The organism is Aquibaculum arenosum, from assembly GCF_029222965.1.
In the GTDB taxonomy this organism is placed as follows: Bacteria; Pseudomonadota; Alphaproteobacteria; order Kiloniellales; family DSM-21159; genus Aquibaculum; species Aquibaculum arenosum.
Genome location: NZ_JARHUD010000003.1, coordinates 335,517 through 348,711 on the forward strand (window position 1 = coordinate 335,517; position 13,195 = coordinate 348,711).

11 protein-coding genes are annotated in these 13,195 nt (G+C 66.9%); 7 read left to right on the forward strand and 4 right to left on the reverse strand.

The features are described from left to right. The first annotated feature begins 173 nt into the window (after window positions 1-173). On the forward strand, window positions 174-1,415 hold the full coding sequence (locus tag P2G67_RS06725; protein WP_275821312.1) for a dipeptidase: 1,242 nt from the start codon (window positions 174-176) through the stop codon (window positions 1,413-1,415). Between the two features lie 3 nt (window positions 1,416-1,418). On the opposite strand, the gene P2G67_RS06730 is transcribed toward P2G67_RS06725, so the two are convergent. Beyond that, on the reverse strand, window positions 1,419-2,276 hold the full coding sequence (locus tag P2G67_RS06730; protein ID WP_275821313.1) for a LysR substrate-binding domain-containing protein: 858 nt from the start codon (window positions 2,274-2,276) through the stop codon (window positions 1,419-1,421). A 151-nt stretch (window positions 2,277-2,427) separates the two neighbouring features. Between P2G67_RS06730 and P2G67_RS06735 the strand changes: the two genes are divergently transcribed. Both P2G67_RS06735 and P2G67_RS06740 read left to right on the forward strand, forming a co-directional pair. After that, window positions 2,428-3,315, forward strand: a complete 888-nt coding sequence (locus P2G67_RS06735; RefSeq protein WP_275821315.1) for a HalD/BesD family halogenase — start codon at window positions 2,428-2,430, stop codon at window positions 3,313-3,315. A 142-nt stretch (window positions 3,316-3,457) separates the two neighbouring features. Then, the gene (locus tag P2G67_RS06740; protein ID WP_275821317.1) at window positions 3,458-4,711 is read left to right on the forward strand and encodes a M24 family metallopeptidase; all 1,254 of its coding nucleotides are present in this window, start codon (window positions 3,458-3,460) and stop codon (window positions 4,709-4,711) included. 28 nt (window positions 4,712-4,739) lie between these two features. On the opposite strand, the gene cydC is transcribed toward P2G67_RS06740, so the two are convergent. Together cydC and cydD are read right to left on the reverse strand one after the other, a co-directional pair. Beyond that, window positions 4,740-6,416, reverse strand: a complete 1,677-nt coding sequence (gene cydC / locus P2G67_RS06745) for a thiol reductant ABC exporter subunit CydC (protein ID WP_275821319.1) — start codon at window positions 6,414-6,416, stop codon at window positions 4,740-4,742. Continuing rightward, a complete protein-coding gene (gene cydD / locus P2G67_RS06750) occupies window positions 6,413-8,209 on the reverse strand; it encodes a thiol reductant ABC exporter subunit CydD (protein ID WP_275821321.1) in 1,797 nt (598 codons plus the stop codon). Before cydD ends, cydC begins: the two co-directional genes overlap by 4 nt. 286 nt (window positions 8,210-8,495) lie before the next feature. Here cydD and P2G67_RS06755 point away from each other — a divergent pair, with 286 nt between their 5' ends. The 4 genes from P2G67_RS06755 to P2G67_RS06770 all read left to right on the forward strand — a co-directional run bounded on the left by P2G67_RS06755 (window position 8,496) and on the right by P2G67_RS06770 (window position 12,576). Then, window positions 8,496-10,097, forward strand: a complete 1,602-nt coding sequence (locus P2G67_RS06755) for a cytochrome ubiquinol oxidase subunit I (RefSeq protein WP_275821323.1) — start codon at window positions 8,496-8,498, stop codon at window positions 10,095-10,097. A 5-nt stretch (window positions 10,098-10,102) separates the two neighbouring features. After that, window positions 10,103-11,251 carry a cytochrome d ubiquinol oxidase subunit II gene (cydB, locus tag P2G67_RS06760; protein ID WP_322099652.1) on the forward strand — a complete coding sequence of 383 codons (1,149 nt, stop codon included), beginning with the start codon at window positions 10,103-10,105 and terminating at the stop codon, window positions 11,249-11,251. A gap of 16 nt (window positions 11,252-11,267) precedes the next feature. Further along, window positions 11,268-11,372 (forward strand): cytochrome bd-I oxidase subunit CydX, encoded by a 105-nt coding sequence (cydX, locus tag P2G67_RS06765; RefSeq protein ID WP_275821327.1) that lies wholly within the window; start codon window positions 11,268-11,270, stop codon window positions 11,370-11,372. A 313-nt stretch (window positions 11,373-11,685) separates the two neighbouring features. Then, on the forward strand, window positions 11,686-12,576 hold the full coding sequence (locus P2G67_RS06770) for a LysR family transcriptional regulator (protein ID WP_322099661.1): 891 nt from the start codon (window positions 11,686-11,688) through the stop codon (window positions 12,574-12,576). A 386-nt stretch (window positions 12,577-12,962) separates the two neighbouring features. Here the strand turns inward: P2G67_RS06770 and P2G67_RS06775 are convergent, their stop codons facing one another. Beyond that, entirely contained in the window at window positions 12,963-13,193 is a 231-nt protein-coding gene (locus P2G67_RS06775; protein ID WP_275821331.1) for a hypothetical protein, read from the reverse strand. Window positions 13,194-13,195: the final 2 nt, after the last annotated feature.

Consider the following 13,195-nt stretch of genomic DNA (forward strand, 5'->3'; position numbering starts at 1 on the left):
CATATCCGCCCGTCCGTCCCCATGTTGATGCCCAGCCGTAACCACGCAGGGGGCCGGGAGCGCTGCAAAAGCTTCTGTGGATCGTTGTCGTCGTCTGGGCCGTCTGGGCCGGTCATCTCGCCTATCGGGATTACGCCGCCTGGCTCTACTATGCCGCCGGGCGCTACGACCGGATGATGAATCCCTACGGCGTCGATCCCGAGGCGCCGGAACCCACGCCCGAGGACCGGGCCTTTCACCGCACGCTCTTCATCGCCGACCTCCACGCCGATACCTTGAACTGGGCGCGCGATCCCTTGCATCGCTCGCTCTTCGGTCATGTGGACGTGCCGCGCCTCATGGACGGCAACGTGGCGCTGCAGGTCTTTACCATCGTGACCCGCAGTCCCGTCGTCCTGCCTTGGAACAACTGCGTGACGCCGCGCGCGCCCGACCGCGCCGCACTGCTGGCTCTGCTGCATGGCCGGCCGGTTTTCGACGTGCGCGACCGCGCCTATGCCCGGGTAGAACGCTTCAAGGAGGCGGCAGCCCGCTCCCTGGAGGAGGAGGGGCCGGAGCTGCGCCTGATCGAGACCGCCGCGGACCTGCAGCAGTTGGTGGAGGACCGGGTGGCCGGACAGGATGTGGTGGGCGGTATCCTGGGTGTGGAGGGCGCCCACTGGATCGCCTCCGATGCCACACCGGAGGATGTGCGCCGGGAGGTGCAGGATCTCTTCGAAGCCGGCGTGCGACTCTTCGCGCCGGTGCATCGTTTCGACAACAGTCTCGGCGGCTCGAACGAGGGCTGCGAACGTGGCGGTCTTACGGCCCAGGGGCGCATTGCCTTGAGCGAGGCCGAGAGCCTGGGCATGGGGGTGGACCTGGCGCATCTCTCGCACGCCGGCATCCGCGATGCCCTCGACCTGTTGCAGCAGCCTTTCACCATTTCCCACACCGGGATCCAGTCCGAGTGCGAGCCGCCCTGTCGCGTTGCCCGCAACCTCAGCGAGGAGGAACTGGAGGCCATCCTAAAAGCCGAGGGGCTGATCGGCGTCGGCTTCTGGCCCCAGGCAGTGGGCCCCAGCGTCTGGCGCATCATCGACATCATGGCCCATGTCGCAGAGTTGTCGGCGGCGCTCGATCTCGAGCCCAGCCGCTACGCCGCCTATGGCTCCGACTACGACGGCTCGGTAACGCCGCTGGTGGAGGTGGGGCATCTCGATGTCCTGACCGCAATCATGCGCCACCGTTCCGAGCCCTTCAGCGCCGAGTGGACGCGTGATTTCGCCGGCCGCAACGCCTGTCGTTTCTTCGGCACCGTGCTGCCAGGCGGTAACAGCGATGTGGCCGCGGAGATCTGCGACGGGGCGGTGAGCACCACGGCCCTGCGTGCCCTCGAAGGGCCGGCCGAGAACCCGGCTGAGAACGAGGAATAGACTTTACGGGCGCGCCCGCTGTTCGCGCACCGCGGTGACCAGTTGCTCGGCCAGTGCATCGGCCGCCAGCGAGGTTGTGGCGGGATTGCGGTGCAGTTCGGCAATGGCCGGCGCCAACGGCGGCAGTCCTTCCGCTTCGCCCAGCACGCGGCAGCCCTCGGGCACCGAGCGGGCAGCCTTGACCGTGATGCCGAGGCCCGCCTGGATGGCGAGATTGATGCCGGTCGGGCTCTGGCTGGTGAAGGTGACGTGCCAGCGCCGCCCGCGCCGGCCCAGTTGGCTGACGGCCTCAGCGCGGTAGGGACAGCCTTCGGCGTGCACCGCCAGGGGGACTCGTGCCCGGGCCGAAAGCGTCAGGTTCTCAGCACCGACCCAGACCAGAGGCTCGTTCGCCACGTGCTCCCCGCCGGAGGCCGGATCGTGCCGGATGGCCAGCACCAGGTCGAGCAGGCCGTCCAGTAAGCGCTCCACCAGCAAGTCGCTGCGGTCGCAGTAGATGGAAAGCTGCACGTCCGGGTGCGTGCGCGCGAAGGGGGCGAGCAGGTCGGCGAGGTAGGCCTGGGCCTGCTCGTCCGGCAGACCCAGGCGCAGCACCTCCATGTCTCCGCTGCGACCGATGGCGTCGCGCGCTTCCTCCTGCAGGCGCAGCAGGCGCCGGGCATAGGGCAGTAGGGTGCCGCCGGCGTCATTCAGCACGACCTGGCGGCTGGTGCGGTCGAACAGCGGCGCAGCCAGTTGTGCCTCTAGGCGTTTGATTTGCAGGCTGACCGCCGACTGCGTGCGGTTCAGCACCCGGGCCGCGGCACTGAAGCCGCCGGATTCGGCCACGGCTACGAAGGCGCGCAGGAGGTCCAGGTTCATCGGAGGGTCTCACTTCCATGAGGAAAGCTCATCAATTCTATTGATACTAATCGCTTCTCTCATTGATCCCAAGGGCCTAGGCTCATCCAGAGCACAGAGGCTCCTGCGGGGGCCGTCTTAGGCTGGAACAATGTTGGGAGGTTCAACCGCCATGCTCGCTGAAGACCGACAACCTGCGCCCGCCGAGGTGGACCTCGGTGGGCTGATTGACCTGGAGCGCTATCCGCTGGACCGCCTGGACAGTCCGGAAGGCCAGGCGCTCCTCGCCCGCTGCCGGGCCAGCCTCGCCGGCGACGGCTGCGCGGTTCTGCCGAGTTTCGTGCGCCCCGAGGCGCTGCGCGCCATGGGTGAGGAAACCCACCGCTTGGCACCGGGCGCGCACATCAACGACACCCAGACCAATCCCTACAGCAGCGACGGCGACCCGGAGCTGCCGGAGGACCATCCCCGTAACGTCTTCATGGACCGTTCCAACGGCTTCGTTGGCGGCGACCTGATCGGACAGGAAACGGCGATCCGCCAGCTCTACCACCATCCGGCCTTTCAGCGCTTCGTGCAGCGCGCCATGGGCGTGGAGGAACTCCACGAGTATGCCGACCCGCTGGGCGGCCTCGTGATCAACGTGCTGAAGCCGGGCTGTCAGCACCCCTGGCACTACGACACCAACGAGTTCGTGGTCTCGATGATGACCCGCGCGCCGGAAGAGGGTGGCCTCTTCCAGTACGCGCCGAACATCCGCTCCACCGAAAGCGAGAACTACGAGTCCGTCGGCCGCGTGCTCCACGGCGACGAAGCACCGGTGAAGACGCTGCAGCTCAAGCCCGGCGACCTGCAGATCTTCTTCGGGCGCTACTCATTGCACCGGGTCAGCCGCGTCGGCGGCGAGAAGGACCGCCACACCGTGATCTTCGGTTTCGCGCGGGAGCCGGGCATGATCGCGCGCGCGGCGCGGACCAAGCGCATCTTCGGCCGGCTGCATCCGATCCACGAGGCGGAGACCGCCGACGGACCGGCGCGCAGCGACAGCCTGGCCGACTGACGAGACACAAGCGATTGCTGTCGGCGCCGGCATCCGAAGGAGATGCTGGCGCCGGCGCTGTCGCGGTTTCGAGAAAGACAGATTTCGGCCTCCGCAGCCGTTCCGGCGCCTGGGGGCTTCTTGCCGTAGGAGAAAGACGAACGTGACCCATCCCCGACCCGACAGCCCCTCCGTCGTGCCCAGCGGGCCGGCTTTTGCCAGCGATGCCATTCCCAGCGCCCTGGACCCGGTGCGCCTGCGTGCCGAGCGCCTGGCGCGGCTGCGCGCGATGATGGATGAGCAGGGCTATGCGGCGGTGGTGCTCTTCGACCCTTACAACCAGCGCTACGCCACCGGCTCGCGCAACATGTTCGGCTACTTCCTGCGCAACTCCACGCGCTACATCTACGTGCCGCTCAACGGACCAGTGATCCTCTTCGAATATCCCGGCAGCGCCCACATCTCCACCTGCCTGGAGACCATCGACGAGTCGCGCACCTCCAAGGTCGTCTGGTCCTCGGTCAACCAGCGCGACGGCGCGGTGGCACAGCCCTTCGCGCAGGAGATTGCCGATCTGCTCAAGCAGCAGGGCGGCGGCAAGGTCGGGCTCGACCGCTGCTCCCACATCCTGGCGCTGGCGCTCGAAGCCGAGGGCGTGACAGTGGAGGACTGCCAGCAGCACATCCTGCACGCCCGGCGCATCAAGACCACCGACGAGGTCGCCTGTCTCGCGCTCTCCATGGCCTCCAGCGAAGCGGCGGTGGACGCCATGGCCCGGCGCATCCGGCCGGGGGTGAGCGAGACCGAGCTCTTCGCCACCATGTACGGCGAGGTGATCGCCGGCGGCGGCGAGTTCATCGAGACGCGCCTGCTTTCCTCGGGCCCGCGCACCAATCCCTGGTTCGCCGAAGCCAGCGACCGGCGCATCCGGCCGGGCGAGCTGGTGGCCATGGACACCGACACCATCGGCGTCAACGGCTACTACTCCGACTTCTCCCGCACCTTCTTCTGCGGCCCCGGCCGGCCGAGCGGCTACCAGAAGAGCCTCTATTCCATGGCCTGGGAGCAGGTGCACCACAACATGGCGCTGCTGGGTCCGGGTAAGTCCTACCGCGAGATCGCGGAAAGCGCCTGGAAGATTCCCGAGCGCTTCCTGGACCGGCGCTATCCTTCGATCATCCACGGCGTGGGCATGCACGGCGAGACGCCGCTGGTCGCCCATTCCCTCGACTTCGACAGCTTCTCCGGCGACGGCGTGCTGGAGCCGGGCATGGTGGTCTCGGTGGAAAGCTACATCGGCGAGGTGGACGGCCCCGAGGGCGTGAAGCTCGAGGAGGAGGTGCTGATCACCGAGAGCGGCATCGAACTGCTTTCGCGCTACCCCTTTGACGAGCAGCTGCTCGAAAAGGTGGTCTGAGCCGCAGTTCGGCAGCCGGCGCCCCGGATCACGGCGCCGGCTGCAAGCGGCCCTTGTCGAGCCGGTAGACCCGTTCCACACAGCCCTCCAGGTGCTGCGCGTGGGTGATCAGCACCAGCGTGCGCCCGCGCGCAGCCTGGGCCAGGGTGGCGAAAAAGGCCCGCTCGGCGCTGGCATCGAGCCCCTGGGTCGGCTCGTCCAGCAGCAGGATCGCCGAGGGCTTGAGCAGGGCTCGGGCCAGGGCCAGACGTCGCCCCTGACCGCCCGAAAGATTGACCCCCGTTTCTCCGACCCAGCTTTCCAGCCCCTCCGGAAGCTGCGCCACGAAGTCCGCCAGACCCGCCTGATCCAGTGCCTCCCAAAGACGGGCCTCCTCCGCCTCGGGGTCGCCCAGCAGCAGGTTCTCGCGCAGGCTGCCGGAGAAGATCGGCGTGTCCTGGGAGAGAAAGGCGATGCGCTGATGCAGTTCCGCCTGGCGCACGCGGCTGATGTCCGTACCGGCCAGCAGCACCCGCCCGGCCTGCGGGTCCCAAAGCCGCAGCAGCAGATGGGCCAGGGTGGACTTGCCGCTGCCGCTTTCGCCGAGGATCGCAACCCGCTCACCTTCGGTCACCGTCAAGGAGAGGTCGTGGAGCACCGGCGGTGCGTCCGGGCCGTAGGCGAAGCTGACCCGCTCGAAGGCCAGGTCACCGCCGGGCGGCAAATCCTGCGGAGACTCGCAGTCGCGCACGGCCGGTTCCGTCTCGGCCAGGCTGCGCAGGCGCCGGGCGGCGAAGCGGGTCTGGCCCAGGGACTGGCAGGCGCGGGCCAGCGGTCCGGCCGCCTCGAAGACGCCCAGCAGCAACAGGGCTGCCATGGCCAGCAGCGGCGGACTCAGCCGTCCTTCGGCCACAGCCTGGGCCGCGATCAGCAGCAGGAGCACCAGAGCCAGGCCGGTGGTGAAAAGGATGAGCGCCCCGCCCAGGCCGCCGAGGCTTGCCTGGCGCCGCTGCGCGACCGAGAGGCGCAGGCTCGCCGATTCCAGGGCGCTGGCGGCCCTGTCACTTGCGCCGTGGGCAAGCAGTTCCGGGGCACCCTGCAGGCCGTCCAATGCCGCTCCACGCAATTCAGCTGCCGCGCGGGCCTGGGCCTTGCCCGAACGGCGCGCCAGGCGCGCGATCAGCAGGGGCACGGCCACCCCGGCAAGCCCCATGGCCGCGAGCAGCACCAGCGCCAAGCGCGGCTCGAAGAGCGCGAGAAAGCCCGCGGCGATCAGGGTGAGCAGCAGTGCTGCGGCCGCCGGCGCGACGGCGCGCAGATAGAGGTTGTCCAGGGCCTCGATGTCGGAGGTGACCCGCGCCACGACCTCGCCGCTGCGCAAGCCGCCCAGGCGGGCAGGGGCCAGGGGGATGGCCTTGCGGAAGAACCAGACCCTGAGATCGGCCAGAACGCGCAGTGTGGCCTCGTGTGTGACCAGCCGCTCGCCATAGCGCGAGAGGATGCGCCCGATCGCAAAAAAGCGAACGCCAGCAGAGGGGACGAAGAAGTTGAAGACGGCGCCCGCCCCGGCCAACCCGGCGAGGGCGGCCGCGGAGATGAACCAGCCGGAGAGCGTCAGCAAGGCGGTCCCGGCCAAGAGTGTCGTGAAGGTGAGCAGGGCGCCGGCCAGCATCCAGCTCAGTCGCCGCCGGGCCGCCAGGCGCAGGAAGAAGAGAAGATCCTTCATCGCTGCTCCTCCGCGACGATGCGGCCTTCCGCCAGATGCAGCACGCGTGAAGCCATGGCGATCACGGCCGGGCTGTGCGTGGCGATCACCAGCGTGCGCCCGCGCGCATGGGAAGCCAGGCGTTCGAGCAAGGCTGCCTCTGTGGCGCGATCCAGGTGCGCGGTCGGCTCGTCGAGCAGCAGGAGCGGGGCCTGGCGCAGGAAGACGCGCGCCAGGGCGAGGCGCTGTGCCTGGCCACCGGAGAGGCCGAAACCACGCTCGCCCAGCGGGGTGTCCAGTCCCTGCGGCAGCTCGGCGGCGAAGTCCAGCACGCCGGCCGCCCGGGCGGCGGCCTCCACCTGCGCGTCACTGGCGTCGGGGTTGAAGAGGCGGAGGTTCTGGGCCAGCGTGCCGTGAAAGAGGTGCGGCCGCTGGCTCATGTAAGCGAGACGGGCGCGAAGGCTCGCCGGGTCCAGGTCTGCGAGCGGGACGCCGTTCCAGAGCACGCTGCCTTGCTGCGGCTGGCGCAGGCCCAGGATCACCTCCAGCACGGTGGTCTTGCCGGAGCCGCTCGGGCCGGCCAGCGCGAGGATTTCTCCAGGCGCGACGCTGAAGCTTACCCCGTCGAGGGCGATCCGCTCCCCGGCGCCGAGGCGCAGCGTGACGTCGTCGAGGCTCAAGCCGATGGCCTCCGCTTGCGGCAGCGGTCGTCCCGGCTGGGCTGCGGCCAGGGGAGCCGTTGGATGTCTTGCCGGCGCTTGCGGCAGGTCGCTTTCGAGCAGCGTGCGCAGTTCCTCCGCCGCGGCCAGAGCGGAGGCCCGGTCATGGTAGTGGGTGGCCAGGTTGCGCAGCGGCAGATAGACGTCCGGGGCCAGCAGCAGGCAGAAGAGGCCGACCTCCAGGCTGAGCGGGGCCGTGCGCAGAGTGAGCAGCCCGAGGTAGCTGAGGCCGAGATAGAGTGCCACGCCGGCGACTGCCAGCGCCGCGAAGAACTCGAGCACCGCTGAGGAGAGGAAGGCGATGCGGAGCACGGCCAGGGTGCGGCTGCGCACGCCATCGGTGACCCGGCGTACCTCCTCCAGTTCTGCTTCTGCCCGGCCATAGAGCTTCAGCGTGGCGAGGCCGCGCAGCCGTTCCACGAAGTGGCCGCCCATGCGGGTGAGCGCCTGGAGCTGCCGCCGGCTGCTGGCCGCGGCGCCCATGCCCACCAGCGCCATGAAGAGCGGGATCAGCGGCAGTGTGGCCAGCAGCAGCAACGCAACAACGGGCTCACGCGACAGGATGGCCACCACCATCGCCGCGGGCAGGAAGACCGCCAGGGCCATGGCCGGCAGGTAGCGGGCAAAGTAGCCGTCAAAGGCTTCGATCTGCTCGATCAATGCGCTGGCGAGCGCGCCGCTGCGATGTTCGCGGATCCAGCCGGGACCACGCAGCAGCATGGCCTCGAAGACCGCGCGGCGCAGCCTCTGCTTGACCAGGGTGGCGGCGCGCGCCCCGGCGCGTTCACCGGCCCAGTGCAGCAGGGCGCGCAGCGCGATCACCAGCAGGAGGACGGCCAGCAGGGGCCAAAGCGCCTCGGGGCCACGCTGCATCACCACGACCAGATGGATCGCGGCGGCGAGCAGGAAAGCCTGGACGATCAGCAAGAGTCCGCCCAGGGCCCCGCAGGCCACGGCGGCGGCAAGGGCGCCGCGCGCCGGCCGTGCCCAGCCACGCAGCCAGGCGCCATTGCGCCGGCCGAGGTCCGGATCGCGGAGTTCCGTGGGGGAAAGCCGGCGGCCCTCAAGGCTTTCCGGCGGCGGCAGGTCGGTCATGTCATCCCGAATCGAGAAAGTGCGCGACAGCGCGGCAGAGGATCAGCCTCGGCCAGAGCTTGCAAGTCGAGCTTGGACCGGATTGCCATCGATCTAAACCGCCGTTGCTGCTTGCACAGCGGTGGGCAGGCTTGCCTTTCCGCCATGTTAGGCTGTGCTACGGTGAGTGAATGCCTGCGGCGACTTGCCTCGTCTGGGCTTGACGCAAGTCAAGTATGCTGCAGCCTGGGTGCGTTACCCCTCTTGGGCTCGCTCCCCCGCGGGTGTGCGAAAGGATGCTCTCGCTATGATCGATATGGATGTCGTGGCCCTGTCGCGTTTGCAGTTTGCGCTGACAGCCATGTATCACTTTCTCTTTGTGCCGCTGACGCTCGGCCTGTCGCTCATCATGGCGATCATGGAGAGTGTCTATGTCATGACCGGGCGTGACATCTGGCGCCGCATGACCCTCTTCTGGGGCACGCTTTTCGGCATCAACTTCGCTATGGGTGTGGCCACGGGCATCGTGATGGAATTTCAGTTCGGCATGAACTGGTCCTATTACAGCCACTACGTCGGGGACATCTTCGGGGCGCCGCTCGCCATCGAGGGCCTGATGGCCTTCTTCCTGGAAGCCACCTTCATCGGACTCTTCTTCTTCGGCTGGGATCGTCTGTCCAAACTGGGGCATTTGACGGTGACCTGGCTGGTGGCGCTGGGCGCGAATTTCTCCGCGCTGTGGATCCTGATTGCCAACGGCTGGATGCAGTATCCCGTCGGCGCAACCTTCAATCCCGACACCATGCGCATGGAGATCGAAGACTTCATCGCCGTCATCTTCAATCCGGTGGCCCAGGCGAAGTTCGTGCATACGGTCAGCGCCGGCTACGTCACCGGCGCGATCTTCGTCATGTCGGTCAGCGCCTACTTCCTGCTGCGCGGCCGTCACCAGGCCATGGCACGGCGGTCCATGGCGGTGGCCTCGAGCTTCGGGCTGGCCGCGGCGCTTTCCGTCGTCGTGCTGGGCGATGAGAGCGGCTACGTCACCACTGAGCATCAGAAGATGAAGATCGCGGCCATGGAGGGCATGTGGCACACGGAGGACGCGCCGGCGCCCTTCACCGTTTTTGCACTGCCTGATCAGGACTCGCAGAGCAATCGCTACGAGGTGCAGGTGCCCTTCGCGCTTGGCCTGATCGCCACCCGCTCCTTCAGCAGGGAGCTTCCCGGCATCATCGACCTGGTGGATCGGGCCGAGGATCAGGTGCGCAGCGGCCTGGTCGGTTACCAGGCCCTGCTGGATCTGCGGGCGGATTCGGAGAACGACGCGGCGCGTGAGCTGTTGGCCGAACACTGGGCCGATCTCGGTTACGCCCTGCTGCTCAAGCGCTACCGCGAGGACATTCTGGAGGCCAGCGACGAGGAAATCGCCCAGGCGGCGCTGGACACGGTGCCGCACATCGCGCCGATCTTCTGGAGTTTCCGGCTCATGGTGGCGCTGGGCTTCTATTTCATTGCCTTCTTCGCGCTGGCCTTCTGGTTGTCCAGTCGCGGCGCCTTCGAGCGCAATCGCTGGTTCCTGCACGTCGCGCTTTGGAGCCTGCCTCTGCCCTGGCTTGCCGTCGAGCTTGGCTGGTTCGTCGCTGAGTATGGGCGTCAGCCCTGGATCATCGAAGGCGTCTTACCGACCTTCTACGCCGTCTCTGACCTCTCGGTCTGGGATCTGGTGCTGACCATCGCGGGCTTTGTGACCTTCTACACCCTGCTGGCCATCGTCGATGTCTGGCTGCTGCTGCGTTACGTGCGAAAGGGTCCCTCCGAGCCCGAGCCGCAGCAGGGCAGCGCCGCTACAGGCAATGGCCCGCAAGGACCGGGCCTGCGCCACGCCACCGCCGCCTACAAGGAGTGAGCGCCATGGAACTGATCCCGCTCGACTATCCCACGCTGCGGCTAATCTGGTGGCTGCTGCTGGGCGTGCTGCTCATCGGCTTTGCGGTCATGGACGGCTTCGATCTGGGCACGGGGACGCTCCTGCCTTTCGTCGCCCGCACTGATGACGAACGGCGCATCGTGGTGAATACGGTGGGGCCGGTCTGGGAAGGCAACCAAGTTTGGCTGATCTTGGGCGGTGGTGCGATTTTTGCGGCCTGGCCACCGCTCTACGCCGTCTCCTTCTCCGGCTTCTACCTGGCCATGTTCCTCCTACTGGCCGCGCTCATCCTGCGGCCGGTGGGATTCAAGTTCCGCTCCAAGGTGGGGGACTCGCGCTGGCGCACCTTCTGGGACTGGGGGCTGTTCGTGGGCGGTGCGGTGCCGGCGCTCATCACCGGCGTTGCAGTGGGCAACGTCCTGCTGGGCGTGCCCTTCTATTTCTCGGATGACCTGAGGCCCTTCTACGACGGCGGGCTGCTTGGTCTGCTCAACCCCTTCGCGCTGCTCTGCGGGCTCGTCAGCCTTTCCATGCTGATCCTGCACGGCGCCACCTGGCTCTCCTTCAAGACCGAGGCGCCGGTGGCAGAGCGTGCCCGCCGCTACGGCAGCTTCGCGGCGCTGGCCACTCTGGCGCTCTTCGCTCTGGCCGGCCTGGCGGTGGCCTACTGGGTCGAGGGCTACGTGCTGGTCTCGCAAGTGGTGCAGGACGGACCGTCCAATCCCCTGCGCAAGGAGGTGGCGACGGTGGTGGGTGGCTGGCTCTCCAACTACGACGCCTATCCCTGGATGCTGACGGGGCCGATCCTCGGCTTCGGCGGTGTTGCGCTGGCCGGCCTGTTGTTGCTGGTGCGTCGGCCGCTGCTGGCTTTCTTTGCCTCCGCGCTGGGCATCTTCGGTATTATTTCCACCGCAGGCCTGTCGCTCTTTCCCTTCCTGCTGCCCTCATCGCAGGATCCGCGCTCGAGCCTGACCGTGTGGGATGCGTCCTCCAGCCCCATGACGCTGTGGGTGATGCTGATCGCCACGCTGTTCTTCATGCCGATCATCCTGGCCTACACCGCCTGGGTTTACCGCATCATCGCGGGCAAGGTGACGACGCGCGACCTGGATTCCAACGTCAACGCCTATTGAAGGAGGCGCTTGCGGCATGTGGTACTTCTCCTGGATCCTTGGCCTGGGACTCGCCTGTTCCTTTGCCATCCTCAACGCCATGTGGCTGGAACTGCGCGAAGACAAGCAGAAAGACATTTAAGTAAATTGGTGTTGCGTGCGGGCCGCAGGCTGGTGTTGTTGCAGCCTTGGGCGGCTTGTCGGCAAAAAATGCATCTGCTCGTGCGGTTTTTCTTCCACGAATCCGCCATCATCGCCTAACGTCCTTGTGGCAATGTGCGCCCAGGACCGGATCGCGTCCAATCGGAGCCACTGGGTTTCGGTTTTCGAAAGTGAATCCGGTTCGGAACGGAAGGGTGGAGCAGGGTCACGACCTTGATTGCGGACCGACCGGGTCCGCGTCTTCGGGATGATCTGCTCTCATGACAGGGAGGTCCGCGGCGCGGGCGGCGATGATGGACTGGGACAAGCTGCGCATATTTCACGCGGTGGCCGAGGCCGGCAGCTTTACCCATGCGGGCGAGGTGCTGAATCTTAGTCAGTCCGCGGTCAGCCGGCAGATCAGCGCGCTGGAAGACAGCCTGCGTGTGCCGCTGTTCCATCGCCACGCCCGCGGCTTGATCCTCACTGAGCAGGGCGAGACGCTGTATCGAACCGCCCACGAGGTCTTCGCCAAGCTGTCAATGGCCGAGGCGCTGCTCACCGAGAGCCGGGAGCGCCCGCGCGGCCCCTTGAAGGTCACCACCACCGTGGCCTTCGGCTCGACCTGGCTGGCGCCACGGGTGCGCGGCTTTATGGACCTCTATCCCGAAATCGAGATGCATCTTCTTCTCGATGACCGGGAACTGGATCTGTCTATGCGCGAGGCGGATGTGGCGATCCGGCTTTCGCCGCCACGCCAGGCCGACCTGATCCAACGCCATCTCCTGACCGTGCACATGCAGGCCTACGCGGCGCCCTCCTATCTGAAGCAGCATGGCCTGCCGAACAAGGCGGCCGATCTCGATAAGCACCGCCTCATCGTCTATGGCCAGGAAATGCGCGCGCCGGTGCCGGACGTGAACTGGCTGCTGCGCGTCGGCACGAGCGACAACCGCCTGCGCAAGCCGGCGCTTACGGTGAACAACGTCTATGCGATCATGCAGGCTGTGGCGGCGGGCGCCGGCATTGGCGGGCTGCCCGAGTTCATGATCCAAGAAGGCAGTGATCTGGTCCAGATCCTTCCGGAACTGGAAGGTCCGCGCTTGGATGCCTATTTTGTCTATCCGGAGGAATTGCGGGGAACCCACCGCGTGGAGGTGTTCCGCGACTTCCTTTTGCGGCAGGTTGCGCAGTCGAAGTTTTGAGTATGCTGCGTTGCGCAAAGGCGTGCGAGACGGAACCTGGGCAGCCTGACCGGCGTTAGGTATTTGAGGGCGCTGTCGGATGTTGGTTTTCCGTCAGCCATGCGAGCATCGCATGACCCGAATGTTTGTTTGTGCATAGACAATGAGGGGCCGGAACACCAAATTCCTGTTCAGCGATGTTGCGTTGCAACATCCCCCGGGTTTCCGGCTCCTCCCGCCGGAAACCCCGCCCGGATCTCGATCCGGGCACAGGGCCCTCCGGCGCGTCCCTCGCGCTGCTGGGTCCTACGTCTCCCAGACGTGAAGCCTCCCTGTTCAACTTGCCGGGCCCTCGTGGCCCGGCATTTTTTTTGGTGCTATCGGAGTCACGTCCAAACTCCGAAGCCTCATGATTCAGATTCAATGCGGTCTTCGAGCCAGCCCTCAGGAATCTCATCCCCTTCCCGCGGCGGCAAGGTGCCGGCCGTAGCCAGAATCCGCTTGAGCTCCTCGGGATCGGCCTTGGCCGCTCGTTCCTCGAAGTAGCGCATGGTCTTCAGCTCGGCCAATCGCCTTGCAACGGCCACGGTGATGAACTGGTTGATCGAAGTGCCCTCCATTTCGGATGCCTTCTTCACCT

Excerpts from the sequence above, each read along its gene's own strand:
- P2G67_RS06730 (WP_275821313.1), bottom strand. The coding sequence starts at position 2,276 with ATGAACCTGGACCTCCTGCGCGCCTTCGTAGCCGTGGCCGAATCCGGC.
- P2G67_RS06735 (WP_275821315.1), top strand. The coding sequence starts at position 2,428 with ATGCTCGCTGAAGACCGACAACCTGCGCCCGCCGAGGTGGACCTCGGT.
- cydB (WP_322099652.1), top strand. The coding sequence starts at position 10,103 with ATGGAACTGATCCCGCTCGACTATCCCACGCTGCGGCTAATCTGGTGG.
- P2G67_RS06755 (WP_275821323.1), top strand. The coding sequence starts at position 8,496 with ATGATCGATATGGATGTCGTGGCCCTGTCGCGTTTGCAGTTTGCGCTG.
- cydX (WP_275821327.1), top strand. The coding sequence starts at position 11,268 with ATGTGGTACTTCTCCTGGATCCTTGGCCTGGGACTCGCCTGTTCCTTT.
- P2G67_RS06770 (WP_322099661.1), top strand. The coding sequence starts at position 11,686 with ATGGACTGGGACAAGCTGCGCATATTTCACGCGGTGGCCGAGGCCGGC.
- cydD (WP_275821321.1), bottom strand. The coding sequence starts at position 8,209 with ATGACCGACCTGCCGCCGCCGGAAAGCCTTGAGGGCCGCCGGCTTTCC.
- cydC (WP_275821319.1), bottom strand. The coding sequence starts at position 6,416 with ATGAAGGATCTTCTCTTCTTCCTGCGCCTGGCGGCCCGGCGGCGACTG.
- P2G67_RS06725 (WP_275821312.1), top strand. The coding sequence starts at position 174 with ATGATGAATCCCTACGGCGTCGATCCCGAGGCGCCGGAACCCACGCCC.